Here is a 24,458-nt window from a genome sequence, read left to right as displayed (position 1 = left end):
ACGACTATTGTGCCATGTGACGGCGGAACACGACGACGTCGTCCACTCGCGTCACATTCTTGTCCGTCAGTTCCGTTTCTAACCGGGTAGAAGACTCCACGCCGAAATCTGGCAAGTGAACGCGGTCAATCAGGTCTGCGCCAGTCCACGCAACAAACGAAGCCGGGTGCCACGGCAAGGCAAATGCATGCGTTGCCACCATGATCCGGCCGCCGGGAACCACGCCCTGCGCAACCGTCTCAATAAGTTGTGGCAACTGCTCGAAGTGAAGAAAAGACAGCAAGACCAGATCGAGATCCGCCCAGCCTTCGCGCGCAAAAATCTCAGCGGCTTCACCAACAAACCCGGATACGCGATCAGTCACCCCAGCGTGCTGAGCCGCTTGGCGCAGCCGATCAATTGCGGTAGCAGAAAAATCAATTCCGTGAACCGTCCAGCCATGCTTAGCTAACCACACGACGTCGTGGCCCTCGCCGCAACCTATATCAACGGCTGTTCCCGCTGGCCAAGAGGCGGAGTGCGAGATAACAAACTGATTCGGTTCCGTGCGCCACAATTGTGTAGTTGACGCATATTTTTCTTCCCAACCCTGAGCATCCATGCCTGACAGTTTAACCTGAATCCAGACTAAAATGGGAGTATGCATCTGGACGTCTACATATACTCCTCACCCCTTCATACCCGGTTTCGTGGATTAACTACGCGAGATGGTCTGCTCATTCATGGGCCTGCCGGCTGGGGTGAAACCAGCCCGTTTTGGGATTACGGCCCGCAGTATTCTGCAGCCTGGCTACGTGCCGGGGTAGAGGCGGCCACCCAAGGCTACCCAGAACCATTGCGCCACTCGATCCCGGTGAACGTGACTGTTCCTGCCACCACTACCGAACGTGCCTTCCAGATTGCGGCGCGCGGCGGATGTAGCACCGCAAAAGTGAAAGTTGGGGAGCCCGGGCAGAGCTTAGCCGATGATGTCTCCCGTGTGGCGGCCGTGCGCGAGGCGTTGGGACCGGCTGGAAAAATCCGGGTCGACGTTAACGGCGCGTGGAGTGTGGTGGAAGCCCGCGATGCTATTCCAGCGTTGGATCGGGCAGCTGGCGGGTTGGAATATGTTGAACAACCAGTAGCAGAGGTGGAAGATTTAGCGCGCGTTCGCCGGCAGTCTAGCGTGCCGATCGCAGCAGACGAATCCATCCGGCGAGCTAGTGATCCGATGCGAGTCAAAAAACTAGCGGCCGCCGATATTGTGGTTGTTAAAAATCAGCCGCTCGGCGGGGTGCAAGCTGCGCTCGCGATTGCCCACGATATTGAGTTGCCCGTGGTGGTTTCATCCGCGTTAGAAAGCTCGATCGGAATCCGTGCCGGGTTGGCGTTCGCTGCTGCCTTGCCGGAATTGAATCATGCGTGCGGGTTGGCTACCAGCCAGCTATGGGTCAGTGACCCAACTCCGGAACCATTGTTGCCAGTAGATGGGCAGATCCAGATACGTGACGTGGCCCCAAGCTCACTTCCGGCACCGGAACCAGAATTAGTTGCGCGTTGGCAAGAACGGTTAGCGCAGATGTGGACCTATGCGGGTATTGACGCCAGCTATACGTTACATACCGATGCATACAATAGAGAAGGAAACTAGCGTGACTGATTCGACGACGACCGCCCGTACCCTCCTTGCCAACCTCATTGCGTGCGATGTGCGTACGTTTATCTTGTGTCCGGGATCGCGGTCAGCTCCGTTCGCCTACGCGTTATACGACGCCGAACGTGCCGGGCTGATTCGGTTACATATCGAAACAGACGAACGAGTAGCCGGATTTGTTGCGCTCGGTGCAGGCGTAGCGGGGGAACTAGCCGCGGTGGTAACGACGTCGGGCTCCGCGGTTGCCAATCTTCATCCTGCAGTTGAAGAAGCCTATTACGGTGGCGTGCCGATGATTGTGCTTAGTTCGGATCGGCCACATCATATGCGTGGGGTACGAGCTAGCCAGACGACCGACCACCAAGCAGTGCTAGCTGGATCAGTCCGACATTTTCGGGAGTTCCCAGCTGGCGGCTCACTGACAAATGCGGGTGGTTTGGTGCGGCGGGCTGTGCGGGCAGCTCGTGGACTCGATCAGGGGAGTGTTCCCGGTCCAGTACACCTGAACGTTGGGTTTGTAGAACCATTGATGCCGGCTGATACCTGGACAACTCTCAGCCAAGATATTGCGGATGCTCGCCAAACTGAACATGAGATTGCGGCAGATGACGTGCGCTGCGTCGTCGTTGCCGGATCTACGGTGCGTCATCGTAACCTTGACCCGCAGGTGTTTGCTGGACTGCCGATCTTGGCCGAGCCTTCATCGCCGTTGCGGAGCCATCCCGATGCGATCACGGCTCATCCGATCGTGCTTCAATCTGAGTTGCGGCAACGGATTAACCGGGCGATCGTCGTCGGGCACCCAACGCTAACTCGCGAAATTTCTGCGTTGCTGGCGGATGAATCAGTTGAGGTGTACGTGCTGGACGACGCCCCGACCTACGCCGATGTAGCCGGGCGTGCACGGGTGATTTCGGCGGCTGAGCTAGCGACGTGGGCGACACCGAATCAGGCATGGCTCGCACAATGGCAAGCTGCGAGCATGGCGGCAAACGAACATATCGCGCAGCATCTGGCCGGACTAACATTTGCGAGTATTGGCCGCGATATTAGCCAACTCAGCCACAATGTTCAGTTAGTTGTTGGCGCATCGTCCATCATCCGTGAGATGAACCTGTATGCTTCCTTGCCAGCTCGCCCAGTTCATGCAAACCGTGGGCTAGCCGGGATTGACGGCACAATGTCCACCGCCATCGGCATCGGGTTAGCAACCGGAGAGCCAGTGCGTGTGGTTTTGGGAGACTTAACGTTCATCCACGATCTCGGAGCACTGGTCCACACCGCGGGACAAGCCGCTATTGCGCTTGACGTAGTGGTTATCGACGACGCCGGTGGCTCGCTATTCGCTACCCTCGAATACGGGCAGGGCGATACGGACTCATATGATCGAGTTTTCCGTACCGCTAAAGACCTCGATATTGCGTCTTATGCGGCAGCTGTTGGCGCGGAGTACTGCCCGGTGGCAAGCCGAGAAGAACTGGCTGTTGTCTTAGCGAACCTGCCGGCGAAGGTACGCATCGTACACATCGGTCTGGGGCGTACTAGTATGAAGTCCGATAGGGCACTGCGGCACGATAATCGGCAACGCGTATTGGACGCTGTTCACCGCAGGCTAAATAGTTTTCAGTAAACTTTCAGATTCCTTTGCGGATATTGAAAGATCGCAGTGTGAATCTAAATTTTGTAACCGAGATTTAACTGACATTTGGAGGAAATGATGGAAGAGAACAACGTTCCACGTCCTGAGGAAAATCATGAACATAACCCTAGTGGGGTTCCACATGTCAGTGAGCCTATGGAACAACCGCTATCAGGGGATATGCCATACGCCGGAAATGATTTTGAAGAGGTTCCGGCGCAGCCAGATCCAGTTCCCGTAACACCTGTTGCTTCAGCCTCTGCTACCGCCGAACCTGAGCCATCCGCGCAATCGGCAACTAACAATTGGGAGCAGCCGATGCAGTGGCAACCGCATTCGCAGTATCAACCAATTTTTGCCCCGCCAACAAGCTTTACTCAGCAGAAGAAGCAACGGCGCAGGCCAGGTTGGTTTGCCCTAGTTGCGGCATCGGTAGTTGCTGCACTAGCAGGCGCTGGAATGGGAATCGCCGGGAACAGCTTTATTCACCCTACGGGGCTACGGCCAGCAACCATGACTGCAGCACCACAACACAATGGCGGGACAACCAAGCTAGTCAACAGTACGGTTGCGGCTCCCGATTGGGAAAAAGTAGCGGACGAAGTGGGCGCAACAGTGGTCTCGCTCAATGTCACTACAGATGGTGGCCAAGCTCAAGGATCAGGCGTGATCATTGACAAATCTGGTCGAATCTTAACCAACAATCACGTTGTCGCGGGAGCCACAAAACTGTTCGTCATGTTCTCTGATGGCCGAGTCTTTGAAGGACACGTCATGGGAACGGATGAGGCTACAGATTTGGCTGTTGTAGAACTTGTAGATCCACCAAAAGATTTGGCTGTTGCTCAACTGGGCGATTCGTCAGATCTGAACGTTGGTCAAGCTGTGGCTGCTATCGGTAATCCGATGGGATTAGACTCAACTCTAACTACAGGTGTTATTTCGGCGCTAGATCGGCCAACTCAAGCTGATCAAGGTGCGAACGTCGTCACAAACGCCATCCAAATCGATGCGGCAATTAATCCAGGTAACTCTGGTGGCCCAGTTTTTGACCAGCAGGGTAAGGTTATTGGAATTGCCTCCTCTATCATTACTGTGAAAACAAGTTTTGGTGGCCAAGGAGCTGGATCGATTGGTTTAGGCTTTGCTATCCCCGTGAATTTGGCTAAGAACATCTCTAGCCAGCTGATCGAAAAGGGTAGCGCCGAGCATGCCTATTTGGGGGTCACTATCACCAACGGGCTAGCAAAGTTTGACGATACGCGACGCACAGCTGCAACGATTAAGACTGTTGAGCCAGGCACGCCAGCAGCTAAAGCTGGCTTGAAAGAAGATGACAACATCGTTGAAGTTAACGGCCGAAAAGTTTCTACGGCTACTGCTTTGACCGGCTATATCCGGCAATACCGCTCTGGTGATGTAGTTAATGTGAAAATCGAACGTGGCGGAAAACTGATGGAAGTCGATGTTACCTTAGCAACTCGACCAGATCCACGTCCGTAGTATTTCCTCAAGCACGCAGGGAGGCTGACAGACTCACTTCTGTCAGCCTCCCTGCGCATGGTTTTACAGTGCTATTCCAAGAGCTCCCATAATTGGAGCAAATTTAGCTTGCGTTTCCGCATATTCTTCATCTGGATCCGAATCCGCCATAATGCCACCGCCAGCCCAAGCGCGTGCGTGTAATTCGTCGTCGATACGAGCACAGCGAAGTGCCACACACCACTGGCCAGCACCATAAGAACCAACCCAGCCGACGGGGGCACCAAACCGATCACGATCAGTTGCCTCTAACTTGGTAATAAGTTCTAGTGCCTTATCGGTAGGGGTACCTCCTAGAGCAGCAGTTGGGTGCAACAGTCCAGTTACCGATAAAACATCAGTGTTTGCAGCAAGAGTAGTAACAATATCCGTAGCAAGATGAGATACGTTTGGTAACCGCAAAACAAACGGTTGGCTTGCCTGGACCTCGCCGACCTTTTGCAGTGAATCTACGGCGGAAACGACTGCCACCTCGTGTTCGTGCATGTTTTTTGCTGAGTTGAGCAAAGCGTCGTCGTCATAAGCTTCTGTGTTCGGGAATGTGCCTGCCAAAACCCGGGTGACCACCTGATTACCCTCGCTTTGGGCAAGTAGCTCTGGAGTGGCGCCGATCAGCCCATCGATTCCGAAAGTCCAGCAATCATCGTAAGAACCGGCTAACTGTGCGACGATATGTCGCTCGTCAATAGGCGAATCGCTCGTGATGTTAAGCTGGCGGGCAAGGACTGCCTTCGTCAGCGTACCGGCGTTAATATTCGACTTAATCTGTGCAACGTGCTGGCGATAATCTGCCAGCGATTCGCGTGGCTGCGCCTGACGTATTCCACTGGAATCGTAGTGAATTTCCGTCCCAACAAGTACGGCGTCAAGCAAAGCACGCGATTGCTCATCGAGTGTTTCGAAAATGTCCTGATCGTCTGGACCAATAAGCGTTAAGAACGCTGTTCTTGCGGTTGTGGTACCAGTTCCTGGCCCAGTAATCCCAACAATAACTTGTGGGACGATCAGGGTGGAGCCCGCCGGTGAATTTGGAACAAAGCTGAATGAGCCGAGCGCTACCAGACCTGTTCCGGGAAGGGCTAGGTCATCACGTATCTCTGCATTATTTTGGAGATCCTTCCACCACTGTGAAGCCAGTGCAAACCGGCGGCCATTGTCGGTAAGCTCAGCCGAACTAGGACCTAGCTCGTAGCGAGCTGCCTGACCGGCACACACAAACCCGGTACGATTCTTCAACCAAGCAATTTGCCCGCGCTTAGCGGTGAGTAGATGGGCCAATTTAGGGGTGTTGGGAAGCCGTGTTGTTTGGACGCGCAAATGTGGGATGGTAAACATGTTTCGAATGTTAGTGCGGAAAGTGATTAAATGCAGACATGAAAGGTCTGCTATCGCAAAATACACAATCAGAGTCCGCTAGTTCGCAACACCGAGCATCGTTGGAGAAAAAACCCGCTGACGTATCGAAGATGTTCGACGACGTAGCACAACACTACGACATCACCAACACCGTCCTCACCGGTGGTTTAGTCCATGTCTGGCGTCGCGTAACTCGGGACGCTGTTGGTGCTCAGCCGGGACTGTCCGTTCTCGATGTAGCGTGTGGAACAGGAGCCTCTGCAGCGGGATATGCGGCTGACGGAGCAGACGTGATCGGCTGTGACTTTTCCCCAGGTATGATTGAGCGCGGCTTGGAGCTTCATCCGGGTCTTGATTTGCGTGTTGGTGACGCCACCGCGTTGCCGTTCGACGACGAAACGTTCGACGTCGTTACTATCTCCTACGGGCTACGAAACGTGGTCGATACCGAGGCGGCCTTACGCGATATGCTTCGAGTAACCAAGCGTGGCGGAAAGATCGTTATTGCGGAGTTCTCGCGGCCGAAAAATGCGCTTTTCCGCGCTACCTACTTTGAATTTATGCGCATTGGAATGCCGTTGCTTTCCCGGCTCTTTTCTTCAGATGCGCCGGCCTACGAATACTTACGTGAATCAATAGAGGCCTGGCATTCGCAAGAAGAATTAGCGCGCTTGATGTCCCAAATGGGATGGCGTCAGGTTGAATACAAGAACCTCACAAACGGAATCGTGGCATTGCATCGCGCGGTTCGGGAGTAACATCGCTATTTCCGCCTTCTATTTTGATGTGGCGTAGGATACGACCGTATTTTGGCAACGAAATACTGACGTAAATGTATCTGTCTCAAGTTCTTAGCGGATTGCGAAAGTCCGTAGACTGGGGAGAGAAGTCCTATTTTCTGATCGAAAGCGGTGAAGAGTGTCTCGGCCTGAACACGCTGATGTTGTGGTGGTGGGTGCTGGCCCGGGTGGTTCTGCGACTGCACATTACTTAGCTCAAAACGGAGTGGACGTCCTCGTCCTAGAGAAAGCTACTTTTCCCCGCGATAAAGTTTGTGGGGATGGGCTAACTCCACGCGCCGTTGGTGAGCTAATCCGCATGGGCATATCTGTGCGCGAAGAAGACGGCTGGGTTCGCAATTGGGGCGTACGTGGATACGGAGCCGGACATGTTATCGAAGTGCCATGGCCGGAATTGGCTTCGGTGCCTCATTTTGGTTCGGCTATGCCACGCAAAGATCTCGATCACTTACTTATCAAACACGCAGTAGCATCAGGAGCGCGGCTACGAGAAGGCGTTACTGTTCTTGGCCCTGTTATCCATGAAAAATCTGGACGAGTTGTCGGTGTGCGTGCCCGCAATACCGCAGACGGCTCAGCCGGTGAAGAATTCACTATTTCAGCTCGATTCGTTGTAGACTGTGGCGGTGTTTCGGCGCGACTAGCTATTGCGACTGGCCGAGAAAAAGCAATGAACCGTCCTATGGGAGTAGCTCACCGCACTTACTTCCGCTCGCCGTTAGCTAATACTGACATGATGGAATCACAGCTGGAATTGTGGGCTGGGAAACCTGGTGAATCCGAACTGCTCCCGGGATATGCGTGGATGTTTGCAGTAGGAGACGGCCTCGTCAACGTCGGTCTAGGGTCGTTGTCTTCAACCGCCCAACCTGCTGGCGTGGATTATCGTTCCGTATTTGCCAAGTGGATCGCAAACACTCCAAAAGAGTGGGGATTGACTCCGGAAAACCAAATCGGCCGGTTACGCGGTGCTGCCTTGCCGATGGCGTTTAACCGGAAACCGCATTATGCCAACGGGTTAGCGTTGGTTGGCGATGCTGGTGGTATGGTCTCACCGTTTAATGGAGAAGGCATTGCCTACGCTTTGGCCAGCGGGCGCATGGTGGCCGATACAATTGCACAAGCATTGGTCCGTCCCACCTTACGTGCACAAGATCACGTCATGGCTCAATATCCATACGAGCTTCGCCAAGAACTCGGTGGCTATTACACTCTTGGGCGCGTTTTTGCGGCGCTTATTGAACGCCCGGAAATCATGCATCTATGCGTGAAATATGGGCTACCTCGTCCCACCTTGATGAAACTGGTCATGAAAATTTTGTCTGATTCTTATGACCGTCATGATGGGGATTGGATGGACAAAGTAATCACAAGTTTGACGAAAGTGGTGCCGAAAGCATGAAAACACTTCCCACAGGGCTACCACAAAAGCATAGGCTAAATATATCTGAAGGGTTGGAGGTCGCATGAATCCCTACGTGCCACTGCTGATTATGATTGCAGTCGCCTCATTAGTTGGCATCGGAGGTTTGGCAGTTAGTGCCATCCTGGGCCCGAAGCGCTACAACAGAGTCAAAGTTGCTAACTATGAATGCGGTTTGGAACCAACACCATCTGCTGGTGCTTCTGGACGTTTCCCAATTAAGTATTTCTTAACCGCAATGACGTTCATCATCTTTGATATTGAGGTTGTTTTCCTCTACCCGTGGGCGGTCGCCGCTAACCGCCTCGGTTTAGCGAGCCTCATTGCAATTGCGTCATTCGTTTTCCTCATTACGATCCCATTCATCTATGAGTGGCGTCGTGGTGGTTTGGACTGGGAGTAAGAGTTATGGGTATTGAAGAAAAGATTCCTGCCGGAATCGGCTTAACAACAGTTGAAGCCCTAGCCGGTTGGGCACAACAACGTTCACCATGGCCAGTCACAATGGGACTGGCATGTTGTGCTATTGAGATGATGTCCTTCGGCGCTACTCGTTTCGATGCGTCACGTATCGGTATGGAAGTTTTCCGCGCCTCTCCGCGTCACGCCGACATCATGATCGTTTCGGGTCGCGTCAGCCATAAGATGGCTCCAGTTGTTCGCAATATTTACGATCAGATGCCTGATCCGAAATGGGTTATTTCCATGGGGGCATGCGCATCATCGGGTGGTATCTTCAATAACTACGCAATTGTGCAAGGTATTGATCATATTGTTCCAGTTGATATTTACTTGCCGGGGTGCCCACCGCGTCCAGAAATGTTGATTAACGCGGTATTTGAGCTTCGCAACAATGTTATGAAGAACCGGCCATTGGGTGAACACCGTAAAGAAGTCGCTCGTAAGGCTGAAGCGGCTGCATTAGCTGCTCTCCCGACTGAATCGCAGAAGGGATTGCTTGCATGAACGATCACAGTTCCTTAACACCCAACCAAGTTGGCGCTGAATACGTCACCACTCGCCGCGGTATGTGGGGAGTGAAAAACGGTGCAGACACCACCGGTTTCGGCGGTCAACAAGAGGTTGTGACCCTTGCCCAGCCAGCTCACCGTCCGTTCGGCGGCTGGTTCGACGACGTCGTCGACATCCTCGAAGAGCTACTGGCCGCGGATGGACTGCGTCCCGATCAAGTCATTGAAAAGGTGACCACGCAATACGGTGAGCTCGTTATCTTCGTTAAACGCGAATATCTGGTCAACATTGCCCGCTATCTGCGCGATGACCAAGACCTGCGCTTCGAATTGTGCTTAGGTGTCTCTGCCGTCCACTATCCAGAAGACGAAAATCGTGAACTCCACGGTTTTTACACATTCTTCTCAATCACTCACAACCGCTGCCTATCTATCGAAGTTACCGCACCGGAAAACGATCCGCATATCCCATCAATCGTGGGTATCTACCCAGGCAACGATTGGCCAGAGCGTGAAGCCTGGGATTTGATGGGTATTATTTTTGACGGTCACCCTGGTTTAACACGTTCCGTCATGCCAGACGATTGGGTGGGACACCCACAACGCAAGGATTACCCCTTGGGAGGTATCCCAGTTGAATACAAGGGCGCGGTTATTCCGCCACCGGATACCCGGAGGGAGTACAACTAATGACGAATCCAATGCCACATGCAACACGTGGAATAAACGAAGAAGAAGTCAGCTCCTACACCACCTATGAAGCTGTCGGTGGTGACTGGGCTGACGTAACGCGCCAAGCCGAACAGGTCGGTGAAGAACACATCGTCGTCAATTTGGGACCAGTTCACCCGTCAACGCACGGTGTTTTGCGCGTCCAAGTAGAGCTCGACGGCGAAAACGTCAAAGAAGTGCGTGCTGCAACTGGGTTCTTGCACACCGGTATTGAAAAGAACATGGAATACCGTACCTGGACCCAAGGCGTAGCCTTCTGTACTCGTATGGACTATGTTGCACCGATCTTCCAAGAAGTTGCTTACTGCCTTGGCGTAGAAAAGATGCTTGGTATTGCAGATCAAGTACCGCAGCGCGCCCAAGCAATTCGTGTCCTGCTGATGGAATTAACCCGAATCTCATCGCACCTCGTTGGAATCGGTTCAGGTGGAAATGAACTTGGTGCAACAACCATGTTGACCCTCACCTTCCGCGCTCGCGAAGATGTCCTGCGTATTCTTGAGGATGTCACTGGCCTGCGGATGAACCACGAATACATCCGTCCTGGCGGGGTACTGAATGATGTTCCGGAAGGTTTCACCGATTATTGCCGCGAATTGTTGCCGAAGATTCGGTTAACAATTTCCGAAATGCAAGACCTGACAATGAAGAACCCGATCTACGTGGATCGTCATGTTAATGTTGGCGTTTCGCCATTATCATCCATGATGGCGTTGTCGATGACTGGACCGTCAGTGCGCGCCGCTGGTGTGCCGTGGGACTTACGTAAAACCCAGCCATACTGTGGGTATGAAAAGTACGAATTTGATGTGCCAGTAGCGGACAAAGCCGATGCATACAACCGTATCGACGTCAAGTACCGCGAATGCTACGAGTCACTGCGGATTTGCTATCAGGTCCTCGATGAACTCGATAAGACCGAAGGGCAGCCAGTAATGGTTGGCGATAAGAAGATCGCTTGGCCGGCGCAACTCTCGATTGCCGGTGACGGTCAAGGTTCCACACCGCAGCACGTCCAAGAAATCATGACCGAGTCAATGGAGTCGCTGATCCATCATTTCAAGCTGGTAACCGAAGGTTTCCGAGTCCCACCGGGGCAGAGTTTCACCATGGTAGAACATCCGAAGGGTATCTTTGGCGTTCACCTGGTTTCCGACGGCGGTACCCGTCCATATCGTGCCCACTTCCGGGACCCGGGTTTCAATAACCTCCAGTCTCTATCGATGATAGCTGAAGGTGGAATGCTAGCTGACCTTGTTGTTTCTCTTGCTGGTATTGACCCAGTTATGGGAGGAGTCGATCGTTAATGAGTACCTCATACGAACCCGAAGTAGAAGAAAAATTCCGGGCAGACGCAGCCGAGGTCGTGGCACGATACCCCGATTCACGATCTGCAATCATGCCGCTATTGCATCTAGTGCAGTCAGTTGATGGGTTCTGCTCGCCACGCGGTATTACCTTGGTGGCAGACATTTTAGGTTTGACCCGTGCCCAAGTTTCTGCAGTGGCAACCTTCTATTCGCAGTATCGTCGTCATCCAAACGGTGAATACAACGTTGGTGTTTGCACTAATGCGCTGTGTGCCGTCATGGGTGGAGACATCATCTGGGAAGAACTATCCAACTATGTTGGCGTTGGACACGACGAAACAACAGAAGACGGAAAGATTACTCTCGAACAGCTTGAATGTAATGCTGGATGCGATTACGCTCCGGTCATTATGGTCAACTGGGAGTTCTTCGACAACCAGACTCCGTCGTCGGCAAAACAAATCGTTGATGATATTCGTGCTGGTCGCGATATCCACCCAACCCGTGGACCAGAAAAAGTCCACACATTCAAAGAAGTTTCACGAGTCCTCGCGGGATTTGAAGATGGGCATGCTGACGAAGGTCCGGCAGCTGGCGAAGCCTCGTTGCGCGGTCTGAAGATCGCTCGTGCGAACGACTGGACGGCACCGCGTCCAGAAGAAGGAGACGTACAGTGACGAAAATGCGTGAACCGGGCGTCCTTAGCCCGGTGCTATCAAACAATTGGGATACTGAACGCCCCTGGACGTTAAGCGGATACCAAGCAACGGGTGGCTACCAGGCACTCGCTAAAGCTTGGGAGATCAACCAAGAAAAAGGCGCCCTAACAAATCTGATCAAAGAATCAGGATTGCGTGGCCGCGGTGGTGCTGGATTCCCTACTGGCTTGAAATGGTCATTCCTGCCACCAGAAGACGGTGGTGCTCGCTACCTTGTTGTTAATGCCGACGAATCCGAGCCAGGTACCTGTAAAGATATGCCGTTCCTGATGGCAAATCCGCATCTCCTGATCGAAGGAATGGCTATTTGTTTGATGGCCATCGGTGGCCATGATGGCTTCATTTATTTGCGTGGCGAAGTAGTCCACGTCTATCGCCGTCTTCTTGCCGCTGTACGCGAAGCCAAGCAGGCTGGAATCATTGGCAAAGGCTTGGGGCCACAAAGCGATTACGACATCAACATTACGGTTCATGCCGGTGCTGGCGCCTACATTTGTGGTGAGGAAACAGCGTTGCTCGATTCGCTCGAAGGCTTCCGCGGACAACCCCGATTGAAGCCACCGTTCCCGGCAGTCGCTGGTCTCTATGCACGACCAACCGTCGTCAACAACGTAGAGTCAATCGCTTCCGTGCCAGGCATTGTTAAGAACGGCACCGAATGGTTCACCGCAATGGGAGCTAGCACCAAGAATTCGCCAGGTCACGGTATTTTCTCCATTTCCGGGCACGTGAAGAATCCAGGGCAGTTCGAGGCGCCATTTGGTATCACTATGCGACAGCTCCTCGAGATGGCTGGCGGTATCCGGGACGGGCACGAACTGAAGTTCTTCGCCGTCGGCGGTTCCTCAGCACCGTTGTTCACCCCAGAACAGCTCGACGTGCCGTTGGGATATGAAGAAGTTGCAGCGGCCGGTTCGATGCTGGCAACTCGAGCAATTCAAGTATTCGACGAGACCGTATCTGTGGTTCGGGTAGTTTCTCGGTGGACCGATTTCTATCAGCACGAATCGTGCGGAAAATGTACGCCGTGCCGTGAGGGAACATTCTGGATGCGCCAAATCATGCACCGGTTCGAAGCTGGCGAAGGGCGAGAAGAAGATATTGATCTGCTCTACGAAATTGCCTCAAATATTGCCGGACGTTCATTCTGTGCCTTGGGCGATGCGGCGTCAACCCCGATTAGGTCGGCAATCGATTTGTTCCGGTCAGAGTTTGTTGATGCGTGTACAACTGCACCAGCACAGCAGTATCCGATTGAAAAATCGGCTCTTTTCAGTGAAGTAGGTGTTCGATGACAGCGCAGGTTTCACAAACCGAAGAACTCGTCACACTAACCGTTGACGGGCGTGAAGTTTCCGTACCTAAAGGTACTTTGATTATTCGAGCAGCCGAAAAAGTTGGGGTTCATATCCCACGCTTTTGTGACCATCCACTGTTGAAGCCAGCAGCGGCTTGCCGGCAGTGTTTGGTTGAGGTGGCAGCTCCGGGCCGCGACGGCAAGATTGCGAAAATGCCTAAGCCACAGCCAGCCTGTGCAGTAACCGTTGCGCCCGGCATGGAAGTGTATTCGGCACAAACATCCGACGTCGCAAAGAAGGCTCAGCATGGGGTGATGGAGTTCTTGCTCATCAACCACCCGATGGATTGCCCAGTTTGTGACAAGGGTGGCGAGTGTCCACTCCAAAATCAGGCCATGACTGACGGCCGGACGAAGTCGCGTTTCATTGATATTAAACGCACATATCCCAAGCCAATTTCGGTGTCTGCCAACATTTTGCTAGATCGTGACCGTTGTATCTTGTGTCAGCGCTGTACTCGATTCTCTACCCAGATTGCGGGTGATCCGTTCATCCAGCTCCACGGTCGTTCTGGCGGAACCGCTGGTATGGAAGTTCACGGACTACACGGTTCACAAATCGGTAATTTTGATGCTGGCGTTCTTGATTACTCTGCCGGTGATGGCGACGAGCCTATTGCGGCACTGAACGGATTCGCTGGTCCTGGTGGTGAATCTGGACTTGCCGTTGGATACGCTTCCGGGCCAGTTGAGCCAAGCGAAGTGGACGTTACGGGTGCTCCGTTCTCGTCCTACTTCTCCGGTAACGTGATTCAGATTTGTCCGGTAGGTGCACTTACCTCGGCTTCATATCGTTTCCGGGCCCGCCCATTCGATCTGGTCTCTGTACCTTCAATTTCGGAGCATGATGCTTCGGGTTCTGCTATTCGCGTGGATTACCGACGTGGCACAATCGTACGCCGGTTGGCCCGTGAAGACATGGATGTGAACGAAGACTGGATCACCGATAAGGATCGCTTCGCATTCCGCTGGCAGCACAGTGACGATCGTATTATTTATCCACAACTTGCCGGTGTTGATCCGAATGAGCCAGTTTCGTGGGCGGAAGCTCTTGAAGTGGCGGCAGATGGGCTAAAGACTGCGCAAGCCAAAGGCGTTGGTGTTATCACTGGTGGACGTTTGACGCTCGAAGACGCATACGCGTACTCAAAGTTTGCCCGTGTTGTGCTGGGAACTAACGACATTGATTTCCGTACCCGTAACCATTCGGTTGAAGAAGATGATTTCTTAGCCGCACGCGTAGCGGGTAGCGAACTCGGTGTCACCTATGCAGATATTGAGCATGCCAGCCATGTCTTGACAGTTGGTCTAGAAGCTGAAGAAGAAATCGGTTCGGTGTTCTTGCGGTTACGAAAAGCTGCGTTGGCAAAGACGACGTCGGTGACGGTTGTCTCGGCCTACCAGACGCGCGGTACCGCAAAGATGAATGCACGGTTTGTGCCGGCAACTCCTGGAACTGAAGCCGAAGTCTTGGACGCGATGAACGAATCTGGCACCGGTATTTTTGCCGATACTTTCCGCGACTTGGACGGCGGGGCCGGCGTTATCTTGTTGGGTGAGCGCTGCGCTGATGCGTCGGGTGCGTTCTCGGCAGCAGTTCGGTTAGCACAACGAACTGGTGCACGGTTGGCATGGATTCCACGCCGTGCCGGAGATCGTGGTGCTCTTGATGCTGGAGCTGTTCCACACCTTCTTCCAGCAGGACGCCTAGTAACCGATCCAGCAGCCCGTGTTGATATTGCGGCTGCTTGGGGAGTGGAGCGCCTGCCAGAAAAGCCTGGTCGTTCTACTTTTGATATGTTGCAAGCTGCTGCGAAGGGCGAACTTGGTGCACTTATCGTGGCCGGAGTCGAATTGAACGATCTTCCGGCGGTTGCTCGACGTGCACTAGAAAAAGCCTTTGTGATTCAACTAGATGTCCGTCAAACCGATATCGCGCCATTCGCTAATGTTGTCTTGCCAGTGGCGCCACCGTCTGAAAAGGGTGGCACGTTTGTTAACTGGGAAGGCCGGTTGCGCCCGTTTGGCCAAACTCTCGTATCGACTAATTCACCTGATCGAAGTGTGCTGAACGATTTAGCTGCCGAGTTTGGGGTAAATCTTGGACTCGCAACATTAGCTGACGCAGTGAACGAATGGGCAATGATGCGAAATTGGGATGGCCAGCGCGGTGTAGACCCGATAGTGCAACCTGGACCGGCACCAGTTGTTGGTGAGGGGCAAGCCGTTTTGGCATCATGGAAGCTTATGCTTGATGCAGGTGCACTCCAGAGTAATGAACCAAACTTGGCGCGAACTGCACGCCGCGCTGTTGCAGTGATGTCACCAGCAACAGCAGCCCATGCTGGAATTGGTAGCGCGGTCAAGATTACCGGCCCAGAAGGGTCCCTAACCTTGCCAGTTACCAAAGTTGATATGCCAGAAGGCGTTGTCTGGGTGCCACAAAATTCAGTAGGCAGTCGCATCTCCGAGATCGGAAGTGTTGCCGGCGACGTCGTCTCTATCCAAGCAACGGAGGTTACGAAGTGAATCCGATGATCGCTACCCAGGTCGCGGCTGATTTCTCTAACGACACCTGGTGGATTGCGGCCCTTAAAGCCCTATTTATCGTCGTATTCTTGATCTTCTCAGTGATTTTTGCGCTGTGGTTCGAGCGACGACTCATCGCCCGGTTCCAGAATCGTGTTGGACCAAATACTGTTGGACCATTCGGTCTGGGCCAGTCCTTTCCAGATGCTATCAAGCTTCTGTTGAAAGAAGACTTTTGGCTTGCTGGCGCTGAAAAAGTTGTGTACTTGGTAGCGCCAGTGATCACTGCTATCTGTGCATTTTCGGTTATGGCAGTCATTCCAATGGGCCCGTCAGTTTCCATCTTTGGGCTGCATACGCCGCTGCAACTGACTGATTCACCGGTGGCTATGCTGTTTGTGCTAGCAGTTGCTGCACTCGGTGAATACGGCTTGGTATTCGGCGGCTGGTCTGCTAAATCAACGTTGCCGCTCTATGGATCTGTACGTTCGGCAACGCAGATGATTTCCTACGAACTAGCCCAAGGCCTCAGCCTCGTGACGATTTTCCTTGCAACTGCAACGATGTCGACGTCGGGAATCGTGGCGGCTCAGCAAGATTTGTGGAATGTCGTATCGCTACTCCCAGCTTTCTTAGTGTTCTTGGTAACGATGTTCGGTGAAACTAACCGGTTACCATTCGACCTTCCAGAAGCCGAAGGTGAAATCGTCGCAGGCCCACACACCGAATACTCATCAATGAAGTTCGCATGGTACTACCTAGGCGAATACGTCAACATGTTCAACGTGTCAATGCTTGCTGTGACGCTATTCTTCGGCGGTTGGCGCTCAGGGCCAATCCTGACATCTCTTGGTGGCTTGATTGGCTTTAACCCGAATGTTGGATGGTTCCCAATGCTGGTATTTATCGTCAAGGTGTGGATGTTTATCGGAATCTTCGTTTGGGTTCGCGCCACACTTTTGCGCTTCCGATACGACCAATTCATGAAGCTCGGTTGGAAAGGCCTGATCCCATCGGCGCTTATCTGGCTGACGATTGTTCTCGTACTTCGGGGCTATCAGATGGTCAATCCGCAATTTGATGATCGTTGGCCAACGATCATTCTCTCTACAGGTTTCGCGGTCATTATGCTGATCTGGGCTTTTGTACGCGATGATGAAACGTTGTCACAAGCTGAGATTATTGCCCAGCGCGAAAGCGAAGAATTTGATGGATTTGAAGACGGTTACCCAGTTCCACCATTGCCCGGGCAACACTTGCCGCCGTCGCCGCGTGCCACGCGCCGAGTAGCCCATGTTGCATCAACTACGACCGAGGAGGCGTGAGGAATGTCTGACAAAGAATTCACACAGCCAGACGAATCGCTCTATAGTCCGAACAAAAAAGGAATTCTGGGACGAGCATTCGCACCGGTAGCCGGTTTCGGTGTCACGTTCTCCACGCTGTTTCGGCCAGCTGTTACCGAGCAGTACTTGCCGCATAAGCCAGAACAGAAAACACCAACTCGGCCGCGTTATCACGGTATGCACCAGCTGAACCGGTATGCAGATGGTCTGGAAAAGTGCATTGGCTGTGAACTATGTGCGTGGGCATGTCCGGCAGACGCTATATTCGTCGAAGCTTCCTCGAACCATCCAGGAGAGCAATACTCACCTGGCGAGCGCTATGGACGGGTATATCAGATCAATTATCTGCGGTGTATTTTCTGCTCGTATTGTATTCAAGCATGTCCTACACGCGCGTTGACAATGACTAATAAGTACGAAGTGGCAGATCAGAGCCGGGAATCGTTGATCTACGAGAAACAAGATTTGCTCGTACCGTTAGCCGAGGGAATGCTCTCAACTCCGCATCCGATGGCCGAAGGCACTACTGACGCGGACTACTATAAAGGTAACATCACTGGTCCGACTCAAGACCAAGTCGAATGGGTCAAGCAGGCACGTCCTGAAGATCCGACTATTACCTCAGCACAAGTGACGTCCGCGCCGCAGAAGGAGGCTCAGCACTGATGCCTAGCGAAACGCTAACAATTGGTATGGGGGAGACCATCCTCTTCTCAGTCACTTCAGTATGTATGGTGGCCTTAGCTATTTTTGGTCTCCTTATTACTCGTAAAGCCGTACTCACAACTTTGAGCATCATCGGAGTTATGGTCGGTCTGGCCGTACTCTACACCGCGCTTGAAGCACCTTTTATGGGTGTGGTTCAGGTAGTTGTCTACACCGGCGCAATTTTGATGATGTTCTTGTTCGTCCTGATGCTCATCGGTGTTGATTCAGCTGATTCAGGACACGAAACACTGAAGATACAGCGTCCCGTTGCTGCTCTCGGTGGCGTAGGAATCGCAGCTATTTTGATCGGTGTTGCTTTCGGCGCACACGCTCCGGCCGGCATCGGGTTAGAACAAGCAAATGCCGAGACTAATCCAGTGGGCGTGGCAAAGCTGATCTTCTCTAGCTCGATACTGACCCTACAGCTAACCGGAACACTTCTGATTGTGGCCGCTTTAGGCGCAATGACACTTACTCATCGAGATCGGGTGCAAAAGCGCATTTCTCAAGAAGAACTAGCCCACCAGCGGATGCAAGAATTCACCTCGCAAGCGGTCCATGTTGGCCAGAAGCCACCGCCGGGTGTCTATGCAGAATCAAATTCGTCTGCCAATCCAGCGCTAACAACTGGTGGGCAGCCAGTTGAGGAATCTACCAGCCGAGTGCTCCACATTCGAGGCCAAGTCCGCACTGTTGGCGAAATTTCGCCAGTAACGGTTAAGCGTGTCGTCTCTGGTGGAATTGATGGCCCAGCAACATACGGCACAACTGGCCGTGCTCGCGTCGCCGGAATGCCTGGTGAACAAGCTCCAGATCATGATGGCGCGCTGTCGCGTCTCACCTCTCGACAGTCCGATGCTGTGGCTTCCGAACAAACTGAGTCCTCAGTACCCGATGCACAGACGCTCAAGCGTGAGCGCGACATTACTGAAGAAAACACTGAGAAGTCGGAGGAAAACTGATGAACCTCATGTTTTACATTGCTTTAGCGGCCATCTTGTTTGCGATTGGAGCTGCCACAGTTCTCACGCGTCGCAACGGTGTGATCGCACTTCTCGGCATCGAACTGATGCTTTCGGCATGCAACCTTGCATTCATTACATTCTCGCGAATGCATGGCAACTTGGCCGGACAACAGTTCGCGTTCTTCGTCATGGTTGTCGCAGCCGCTGAAGTTGTCGTCGGACTCGCTATTATTGTTTCTATTTTCCGAACCCGTAGGTCTGCATCGCTCGACGGTGCCAACCTCATGAAGCACTGACGGAAAGCAGGTGTGAATCTCTTGTTTAATCTAACCGCAGTAGCACAGGTTGGGCAGGCAACTGGGGCAGCTAGCATGATTTGGTTAGCTGTAGCGATCCCGCTCGTATCTTGTGGAATTCTTCTTGTCGGTGGACGCCGTCTTGATCGCTGGGGACATTGGCTCGGTACGCTCGCGTCCGCTGCAGCCTTCGTCGTCGGTTTAACCGCAACCGTGCAACTTTTAGGCATGGAAGGTACCGAACGCGTTCTTGAATCAACACTTTATACTTGGGTACCGGCAGGCGAACTCAGTATTGATTTTGGAACCCGTGTTGATCCGCTGTCCATGACATTCGTTATGCTGGTAACGTTCGTCGGAACGCTTATCCATATCTATTCGATTTCGTATATGGAACATGACTCGGACCGCCGTCGCTTCTTCGCCTATCTGAATTTGTTCGTAGCTTCGATGCTTCTTCTTGTTCTCGGCAACTCCTATCTGGTGTTGTTCTTCGGCTGGGAAGGTGTTGGTTTAGCTTCTTACTTGCTGATTTCCTTCTGGAACCACGTTCCCGCTTACGCCACAGCCGGTAAGAAAGCATTCGTTATGAACCGTATTGGCGATCTTGGAATGCTTATCGCAATGATGGCAATGGTTGTATCCTTCCGGTCAGTCGCGTTTACCGACGTCGTAGCTGGAGCTTCCGCGATAACTCCTGGCACCGCAACATTTATCGGTCTGTTCTTATTGGTAGCAGCTTGTGGTAAATCAGCGCAGTTCCCATTGCAAGCGTGGTTAGGCGATGCAATGGCCGGCCCGACCCCAGTTTCGGCACTCATCCACGCAGCCACTATGGTTACCGCCGGTGTTTATCTCATGGTACGTTCTGGAGCTATCTACGCTGCCTCGCCAACGGCATCGTTAGCAGTCGCAATTATCGGCCTGATTACCTTGGTATTCGGAGCTGTTGTTGGTGCGGCTAAAGACGATATGAAGAAAGTCTTGGCGGCTTCGACAATGTCGCAGATCGGCTACATGATGCTCGCTGCAACAATGGGGCCGGTGGGTGCCGCGTTTGCTATCTTCCATCTCGTTACCCACGGTTTCTTTAAGGCGAACATGTTCTTGGGAGCCGGTGCAGTTATGCACGCTATGAACGATGAAGTTAACGTGCGTGGCTTCGGTGGCTTGGCCCGCCACATGAAGATCACATTCGTAACATTTATGGCTGGCTATTTGGCAATCATTGGATTCCCGTTCCTGTCCGGATACTTCTCCAAAGACAAGATCATCGAAGTAGCATTCACTGGTAGTGGTATGCGGCCGTGGATTTTCGGAATAATCACAGTGTTGGTTGCTGGGCTAACCGCCTTCTACATGTCGCGCGTGTTCTTCGCAATCTTCTTAGGCAACGAACGCTGGGACCACAACGAAAAGCATCCGCATGATCCATCACCGTTCATGTGGGTTCCAATGGCAATTCTTGCACTTGGTTCGTTGGGCTTAGGTGCGGTTCTAAACTACACCGGATTCCTGACCTGGCTTGAGCCAGCTATCGGGCACGGTGAGCATCCAGACCCAGTGTTGCCGGTCTGGCTCATCACGGGTGCGACGCTAGGCGTCGTCGCGATCGGCGTCGGAGTAGCTTGGAAGATGTATATTGCTAGCGAAGTTCCGATGCTCGCTCCGCACAGCAACGCACTTGTGCGGGCTGCCCGTGTTGACCTCTACCAAGATGCTTTCAATGAGAACGTATTTATGAAACCAGGTATCGCCGTTGTTGAGGGCACATCAGTAGCTGATCACATGTTGATCGATGGTGGCGTTGAAGGACTAGCAAAGGCGACCCACTCTTCTGGCCATTTGGTTGGAAAACTACAAACAGGATATGTTCGAACCTATGCCAGCTGGATTACATTCGGAGTTGTGCTGGCTTTGGCTTTAGCAGTTCAAGCATCGATGTGAGACTAGGAGATTTATTCACATGAACATCATTGAAGCAACCGCTCCGTGGCTCACTGTCCTCGTTGCGATTCCGTTTGTTAGCGGACTGGTGCTGTGGCTTGTTCCGCAACTTCGGACTTTTGCTCGGCAATTCGCTCTAGCTATTTCTGTTTTAGTGCTAGCAGGATTTGTTGCTGCTTTAGCAACGAGTTTTGATATGGCCAATGCTGGTACTACCCAACTCTACGAGTCCTATCCGTGGATCCCTCAAATCGGTGTTTCGCTAACATGGGGAATCAACGGCATGGGCGCGGTCATGATCGGCCTAGCAGTACTTCTGGTTCCGTTTGTTATCCTCGCAGAATGGGAAGACTTTGAAGCGCACGAAGACTCAGGTTATTTTGCCTGGGTACTAGTTCTAGAAGCAGTGATGATTGGTCTCTTTGCTGCTCGCGATGTATTCCTCTTCTATGTTTTATTCGAAGCCATGATCGTTCCGGTCTACTTCATGATCGGTCGTTACGGTGGAACCGGCCGTGTGCGAGCAGCAATGAAATTCCTGCTGTTCTCTCTTGCTGGTGGTCTCATCATGCTTGCTGGCATCATCGCTGTATATGCCTATGGTCAAGGCGGATCCGAAGCGTTCATTCTCGACCACATCCAAGGTACGCTGCGGTTGAGCGATACTGCTCAGATGTGGGTGTTCCTATCATTCTTTATTGCGTTTGCGATCAAAGCGCCGATGTGGCCGGTACATACGTGGCTACCTGATACAGCTGCTTCGGCTTCTACCGGAACGTCAACTCTGCTGGTCGGAATCCTTGATAAGCTTGGCACCTTTGGCATGATTGCCATTTGCTTGCCACTTTTCCCGCGCGCTGTCACTGTTGCAGCACCGGTAGTGCTTACTTTGGCTATTATTTCGATTATCTGGGGTGCCCTCATGGCAATCTCATCAGATAACCTCTTGAGACTTGTCTCCTACACATCTATTTCTCACTTTGGCTTTATGGTCATGGGTATTTTCTCTGGATCGGCACTCGCATTAACAGGTTCGATTCTTTACATGGTGGCACACGGTATTGGTACAGCTGGTTTGTTCCTCATCGTTGGATTCTTAGAACGACGTGGACATTCCTACTTGATTTCCTCTTACGGAGGTTGGCAACGAGTAACACCAATCATTGCGGGAACATTCCTTATCGCTGGACTAGCGACCATTGCGCTACCTGGTCTATCTGGTTTTATTCCGGAGTACCTAGTCTTGATGGGAACATATAGTGTTTGGCCGGTGGTCGCACTGTGTGCAGTAATTGGTGTTGTTCTAGCCGCGATTTATATTTTGTTGCCATACCAACGAGCTTTCACCGGACCAAAGCCAGATATTGAAGTTCAAGACATGGGTGGACGAGAAAAAGTTGTTGCAGGTGGTTTGATTGTTGCGATGCTAGCTCTGGGCTTTTATCCAGCTCCGGTTTTGGAGATGGTATCCCCGGTTGCTGACAATGCCACGATTATTCCGGTCACTGTAACGGACAATACCCAGGTTTCTATTGAAGGGAGCGACAAGTGAATCTCACGATTAATTGGCTCGCATCGTTACCATTAATTATTGTTCTGGGTGCCGGTGTGCTAGGTACATTGCTGGAAGCTTTTCTACCGCGCTCTGTTCGTCGTCTTGTGCAGGTAGTAGTTTCCCTTTTGGCACTTGCCGCTGCTTTTGTCACCATTATTTGGCGGTGGACAGATCTGTCCCACCAGCAAACTCCTGGTATGTTGCGTCCATTGTCCATTGCGCAAGAAGCTCCGTTCTCTGGCGTTGCTTTTGTTGAAGATGGATTTTCAGTCATGGGTCAAGCAGTTATTGTGCTCTGCGCCTTGCTATCTTTCATGCTGATTGCTGATCGCACCTCGTTGCGTGATGGAGCTTTCGTTGCTTCGGCAGCGACACGCCCGGGTTCCGCTGCAGAGCGCGAATCAACTGAAGCACAGCGGGAACAAACTGAAATTTTCCCACTGGCTCTCTTTGCTACCGGTGGCATGATGGCATTCGTTTCTGCATTCGATTTACTGGCAATGTTCATCGCTCTTGAGCTACTGTCCTTGCCACTGTACGTTTTGAGCGCAACTGCTCGACGACGTCGCCTGCTGTCCCAGGAAGCGGCGTTAAAGTACTTCTTACTCGGTGCTTTTTCGTCAGCAATTTTCTTGATGGGCGCCGCATTTATTTACGGAGCCACCGGAACGCTCAGCTTCTATGGTGTAGCCATTTTGGCACAGCAACAGCAGGCAACGGTTCTGTTCCTCGCCGTTGGTGCAATTATGCTCGTCATCGGTTTACTCTTTAAAGTCGGTGCAGTTCCATTCCACTCGTGGACTCCAGATGTTTATCAGGGTGCACCTACACCGATTACCGGATTCATGGCCGCTGGAACAAAAGCTGCTGCGTTTATCGCAATGGTCCGCGTGTTCGCATGGATAGTTGCGGTTGTTCCGGAATCATTCCAGATCTTTATGTGGGTGATCATTATCGCCACGATTGTTGTGGGAACAGTTATGGGCTTAGTACAAGATGATGTCAAGCGTCTGCTTGCATACTCGTCGATCGCCCATGCAGGATTCATTTTGATAGCTGTTAAGTCGGTATTAGCACATGTTAACGGTGTTCAACTGGCAGCACTAGGCTCGATTGTTTTCTACCTATTAGCCTATGGCTTGGCAACAGTCGGCGCATTTGGCGTTGTCACTTTGGTACGTAGCAAAGATAGTGATGGCAATATTGGTGGCGAGGCTACCAAGCTTTCGCACTGGGCAGGTTTGGGCAAGACTAACCCCTTCCTTGCTACAGCAATGGTTGTGTTCTTGTTGTCTTTCGCTGGCATCCCACTAACAGCAGGATTCATTGGAAAATTCGAGGTGTTCAGTACTGGCATCGTGGCTGGCAACTCAGTGCTCGTTATTATTGCAATCATTGCCTCGGTAGTGACTGCGTTCTTCTACTTCCGTCTGATCCAGCTAATGTTCTTCACCGAGCCAGAGACCGAACAGATTGAGGTTGTTTCATCGGAAGGCCTAAGTATAGTTGCCATTAGCGCCGCACTGGCTGGTACTATCGTTCTTGGTATCTTCCCAAGTCCGGTCCTCAACTTTATTACGGGTATTTTCCAGTGAGTCTTATATCGAAACTATTTGATCAAAAATCGACG

General features: G+C 52.3%; 21 protein-coding genes. 19 read left to right on the top strand and 2 right to left on the bottom strand.

Annotated features, from left to right (window positions below; all coding sequences use genetic code 11):
* Positions 1 to 4: 4 nt before the first annotated feature.
* Positions 5 to 601: a class I SAM-dependent methyltransferase gene (locus tag BLT51_RS00750; protein WP_172801286.1), complete on the bottom strand. Its 597-nt coding sequence runs from the start codon at positions 599 to 601 to the stop codon at positions 5 to 7.
* Positions 602 to 640: 39 nt separating this feature from the next.
* Between BLT51_RS00750 and BLT51_RS00745 the strand changes: the two genes are divergently transcribed.
* The 3 genes from BLT51_RS00745 to BLT51_RS00735 all read left to right on the top strand — a co-directional run bounded on the left by BLT51_RS00745 (position 641) and on the right by BLT51_RS00735 (position 4,775).
* A complete protein-coding gene (locus tag BLT51_RS00745) occupies positions 641 to 1,630 on the top strand; it encodes an o-succinylbenzoate synthase (RefSeq protein ID WP_172801285.1) in 990 nt (329 codons plus the stop codon).
* A 1-nt stretch (position 1,631) separates the two neighbouring features.
* Positions 1,632 to 3,263, top strand: a complete 1,632-nt coding sequence (menD, locus tag BLT51_RS00740; protein ID WP_157672839.1) for a 2-succinyl-5-enolpyruvyl-6-hydroxy-3-cyclohexene-1-carboxylic-acid synthase — start codon at positions 1,632 to 1,634, stop codon at positions 3,261 to 3,263.
* Between the two features lie 87 nt (positions 3,264 to 3,350).
* The gene (locus BLT51_RS00735; RefSeq protein WP_172801284.1) at positions 3,351 to 4,775 is read left to right on the top strand and encodes a S1C family serine protease; all 1,425 of its coding nucleotides are present in this window, start codon (positions 3,351 to 3,353) and stop codon (positions 4,773 to 4,775) included.
* A 63-nt stretch (positions 4,776 to 4,838) separates the two neighbouring features.
* On the opposite strand, the gene BLT51_RS00730 is transcribed toward BLT51_RS00735, so the two are convergent.
* The gene (locus tag BLT51_RS00730; RefSeq protein WP_091278720.1) at positions 4,839 to 6,149 is read right to left on the bottom strand and encodes an isochorismate synthase; all 1,311 of its coding nucleotides are present in this window, start codon (positions 6,147 to 6,149) and stop codon (positions 4,839 to 4,841) included.
* A 38-nt stretch (positions 6,150 to 6,187) separates the two neighbouring features.
* Here BLT51_RS00730 and BLT51_RS00725 point away from each other — a divergent pair, with 38 nt between their 5' ends.
* From BLT51_RS00725 to nuoN, 16 genes are all read left to right on the top strand, one after another.
* Entirely contained in the window at positions 6,188 to 6,928 is a 741-nt protein-coding gene (locus BLT51_RS00725) for a class I SAM-dependent methyltransferase (RefSeq protein WP_091278719.1), read from the top strand.
* Between the two features lie 160 nt (positions 6,929 to 7,088).
* Positions 7,089 to 8,372: an NAD(P)/FAD-dependent oxidoreductase gene (locus tag BLT51_RS00720; protein WP_091278717.1), complete on the top strand. Its 1,284-nt coding sequence runs from the start codon at positions 7,089 to 7,091 to the stop codon at positions 8,370 to 8,372.
* 64 nt (positions 8,373 to 8,436) lie between these two features.
* Complete coding sequence (locus BLT51_RS00715) at positions 8,437 to 8,796, top strand: NADH-quinone oxidoreductase subunit A (protein WP_091278715.1); 360 nt, start codon at positions 8,437 to 8,439, stop codon at positions 8,794 to 8,796.
* 5 nt (positions 8,797 to 8,801) lie between these two features.
* On the top strand, positions 8,802 to 9,359 hold the full coding sequence (locus BLT51_RS00710; RefSeq protein WP_091278713.1) for an NADH-quinone oxidoreductase subunit B: 558 nt from the start codon (positions 8,802 to 8,804) through the stop codon (positions 9,357 to 9,359).
* Positions 9,356 to 10,054 carry an NADH-quinone oxidoreductase subunit C gene (locus BLT51_RS00705; protein ID WP_091278712.1) on the top strand — a complete coding sequence of 233 codons (699 nt, stop codon included), beginning with the start codon at positions 9,356 to 9,358 and terminating at the stop codon, positions 10,052 to 10,054. The genes BLT51_RS00710 and BLT51_RS00705 overlap by 4 nt, the downstream gene beginning before the upstream one ends.
* The gene (locus BLT51_RS00700) at positions 10,054 to 11,403 is read left to right on the top strand and encodes an NADH-quinone oxidoreductase subunit D (RefSeq protein ID WP_091278710.1); all 1,350 of its coding nucleotides are present in this window, start codon (positions 10,054 to 10,056) and stop codon (positions 11,401 to 11,403) included. The genes BLT51_RS00705 and BLT51_RS00700 overlap by 1 nt, the downstream gene beginning before the upstream one ends.
* Entirely contained in the window at positions 11,403 to 12,083 is a 681-nt protein-coding gene (gene nuoE / locus BLT51_RS00695) for an NADH-quinone oxidoreductase subunit NuoE (RefSeq protein WP_091278707.1), read from the top strand. The genes BLT51_RS00700 and nuoE overlap by 1 nt, the downstream gene beginning before the upstream one ends.
* Positions 12,084 to 12,088: 5 nt before the next feature.
* Positions 12,089 to 13,420 (top strand): NADH-quinone oxidoreductase subunit NuoF, encoded by a 1,332-nt coding sequence (gene nuoF, locus BLT51_RS00690; RefSeq protein WP_091282438.1) that lies wholly within the window; start codon positions 12,089 to 12,091, stop codon positions 13,418 to 13,420.
* Positions 13,417 to 16,011 (top strand): NADH-quinone oxidoreductase subunit G, encoded by a 2,595-nt coding sequence (locus tag BLT51_RS00685; protein WP_091278706.1) that lies wholly within the window; start codon positions 13,417 to 13,419, stop codon positions 16,009 to 16,011. The genes nuoF and BLT51_RS00685 overlap by 4 nt, the downstream gene beginning before the upstream one ends.
* A gap of 5 nt (positions 16,012 to 16,016) precedes the next feature.
* On the top strand, positions 16,017 to 17,336 hold the full coding sequence (gene nuoH / locus BLT51_RS00680) for an NADH-quinone oxidoreductase subunit NuoH (RefSeq protein WP_091282435.1): 1,320 nt from the start codon (positions 16,017 to 16,019) through the stop codon (positions 17,334 to 17,336).
* A 3-nt stretch (positions 17,337 to 17,339) separates the two neighbouring features.
* On the top strand, positions 17,340 to 18,023 hold the full coding sequence (nuoI, locus tag BLT51_RS00675) for an NADH-quinone oxidoreductase subunit NuoI (protein ID WP_091278704.1): 684 nt from the start codon (positions 17,340 to 17,342) through the stop codon (positions 18,021 to 18,023).
* Positions 18,023 to 19,027: an NADH-quinone oxidoreductase subunit J gene (locus BLT51_RS00670; RefSeq protein WP_091278702.1), complete on the top strand. Its 1,005-nt coding sequence runs from the start codon at positions 18,023 to 18,025 to the stop codon at positions 19,025 to 19,027. Before nuoI ends, BLT51_RS00670 begins: the two co-directional genes overlap by 1 nt.
* On the top strand, positions 19,027 to 19,326 hold the full coding sequence (gene nuoK, locus BLT51_RS00665; protein WP_091278700.1) for an NADH-quinone oxidoreductase subunit NuoK: 300 nt from the start codon (positions 19,027 to 19,029) through the stop codon (positions 19,324 to 19,326). Before BLT51_RS00670 ends, nuoK begins: the two co-directional genes overlap by 1 nt.
* 75 nt (positions 19,327 to 19,401) lie before the next feature.
* Complete coding sequence (nuoL, locus tag BLT51_RS00660; protein WP_091282433.1) at positions 19,402 to 21,273, top strand: NADH-quinone oxidoreductase subunit L; 1,872 nt, start codon at positions 19,402 to 19,404, stop codon at positions 21,271 to 21,273.
* A 19-nt stretch (positions 21,274 to 21,292) separates the two neighbouring features.
* Entirely contained in the window at positions 21,293 to 22,825 is a 1,533-nt protein-coding gene (locus BLT51_RS00655) for an NADH-quinone oxidoreductase subunit M (protein WP_091278698.1), read from the top strand.
* On the top strand, positions 22,822 to 24,423 hold the full coding sequence (nuoN, locus tag BLT51_RS00650) for an NADH-quinone oxidoreductase subunit NuoN (RefSeq protein WP_091278696.1): 1,602 nt from the start codon (positions 22,822 to 22,824) through the stop codon (positions 24,421 to 24,423). The genes BLT51_RS00655 and nuoN overlap by 4 nt, the downstream gene beginning before the upstream one ends.
* Positions 24,424 to 24,458 lie beyond the last annotated feature (35 nt).

The sequence above is a fragment of the Arcanobacterium phocae genome, from assembly GCF_900105865.1.
In the GTDB taxonomy this organism is placed as follows: Bacteria; Actinomycetota; Actinomycetes; order Actinomycetales; family Actinomycetaceae; genus Arcanobacterium; species Arcanobacterium phocae.
Note: the sequence above shows the minus strand (reverse complement) of the source record. Positions and strands in the feature narration are given on the sequence as shown.

Bases quoted from the DNA above. Each gene is read 5' to 3' on its own strand.
- BLT51_RS00750 (WP_172801286.1), bottom strand. From the start codon at position 601: ATGGATGCTCAGGGTTGGGAAGAAAAATATGCGTCAACTACACAATTG.
- BLT51_RS00745 (WP_172801285.1), top strand. From the start codon at position 641: ATGCATCTGGACGTCTACATATACTCCTCACCCCTTCATACCCGGTTT.
- BLT51_RS00735 (WP_172801284.1), top strand. From the start codon at position 3,351: ATGGAAGAGAACAACGTTCCACGTCCTGAGGAAAATCATGAACATAAC.
- BLT51_RS00730 (WP_091278720.1), bottom strand. From the start codon at position 6,149: ATGTTTACCATCCCACATTTGCGCGTCCAAACAACACGGCTTCCCAAC.
- BLT51_RS00725 (WP_091278719.1), top strand. From the start codon at position 6,188: ATGAAAGGTCTGCTATCGCAAAATACACAATCAGAGTCCGCTAGTTCG.
- BLT51_RS00715 (WP_091278715.1), top strand. From the start codon at position 8,437: ATGAATCCCTACGTGCCACTGCTGATTATGATTGCAGTCGCCTCATTA.
- BLT51_RS00710 (WP_091278713.1), top strand. From the start codon at position 8,802: ATGGGTATTGAAGAAAAGATTCCTGCCGGAATCGGCTTAACAACAGTT.
- BLT51_RS00705 (WP_091278712.1), top strand. From the start codon at position 9,356: ATGAACGATCACAGTTCCTTAACACCCAACCAAGTTGGCGCTGAATAC.
- BLT51_RS00700 (WP_091278710.1), top strand. From the start codon at position 10,054: ATGACGAATCCAATGCCACATGCAACACGTGGAATAAACGAAGAAGAA.
- nuoE (WP_091278707.1), top strand. From the start codon at position 11,403: ATGAGTACCTCATACGAACCCGAAGTAGAAGAAAAATTCCGGGCAGAC.
- nuoF (WP_091282438.1), top strand. From the start codon at position 12,089: ATGCGTGAACCGGGCGTCCTTAGCCCGGTGCTATCAAACAATTGGGAT.
- BLT51_RS00685 (WP_091278706.1), top strand. From the start codon at position 13,417: ATGACAGCGCAGGTTTCACAAACCGAAGAACTCGTCACACTAACCGTT.
- nuoH (WP_091282435.1), top strand. From the start codon at position 16,017: ATGATCGCTACCCAGGTCGCGGCTGATTTCTCTAACGACACCTGGTGG.
- nuoI (WP_091278704.1), top strand. From the start codon at position 17,340: ATGTCTGACAAAGAATTCACACAGCCAGACGAATCGCTCTATAGTCCG.
- BLT51_RS00670 (WP_091278702.1), top strand. From the start codon at position 18,023: ATGCCTAGCGAAACGCTAACAATTGGTATGGGGGAGACCATCCTCTTC.
- nuoK (WP_091278700.1), top strand. From the start codon at position 19,027: ATGAACCTCATGTTTTACATTGCTTTAGCGGCCATCTTGTTTGCGATT.
- nuoL (WP_091282433.1), top strand. From the start codon at position 19,402: ATGATTTGGTTAGCTGTAGCGATCCCGCTCGTATCTTGTGGAATTCTT.
- BLT51_RS00655 (WP_091278698.1), top strand. From the start codon at position 21,293: ATGAACATCATTGAAGCAACCGCTCCGTGGCTCACTGTCCTCGTTGCG.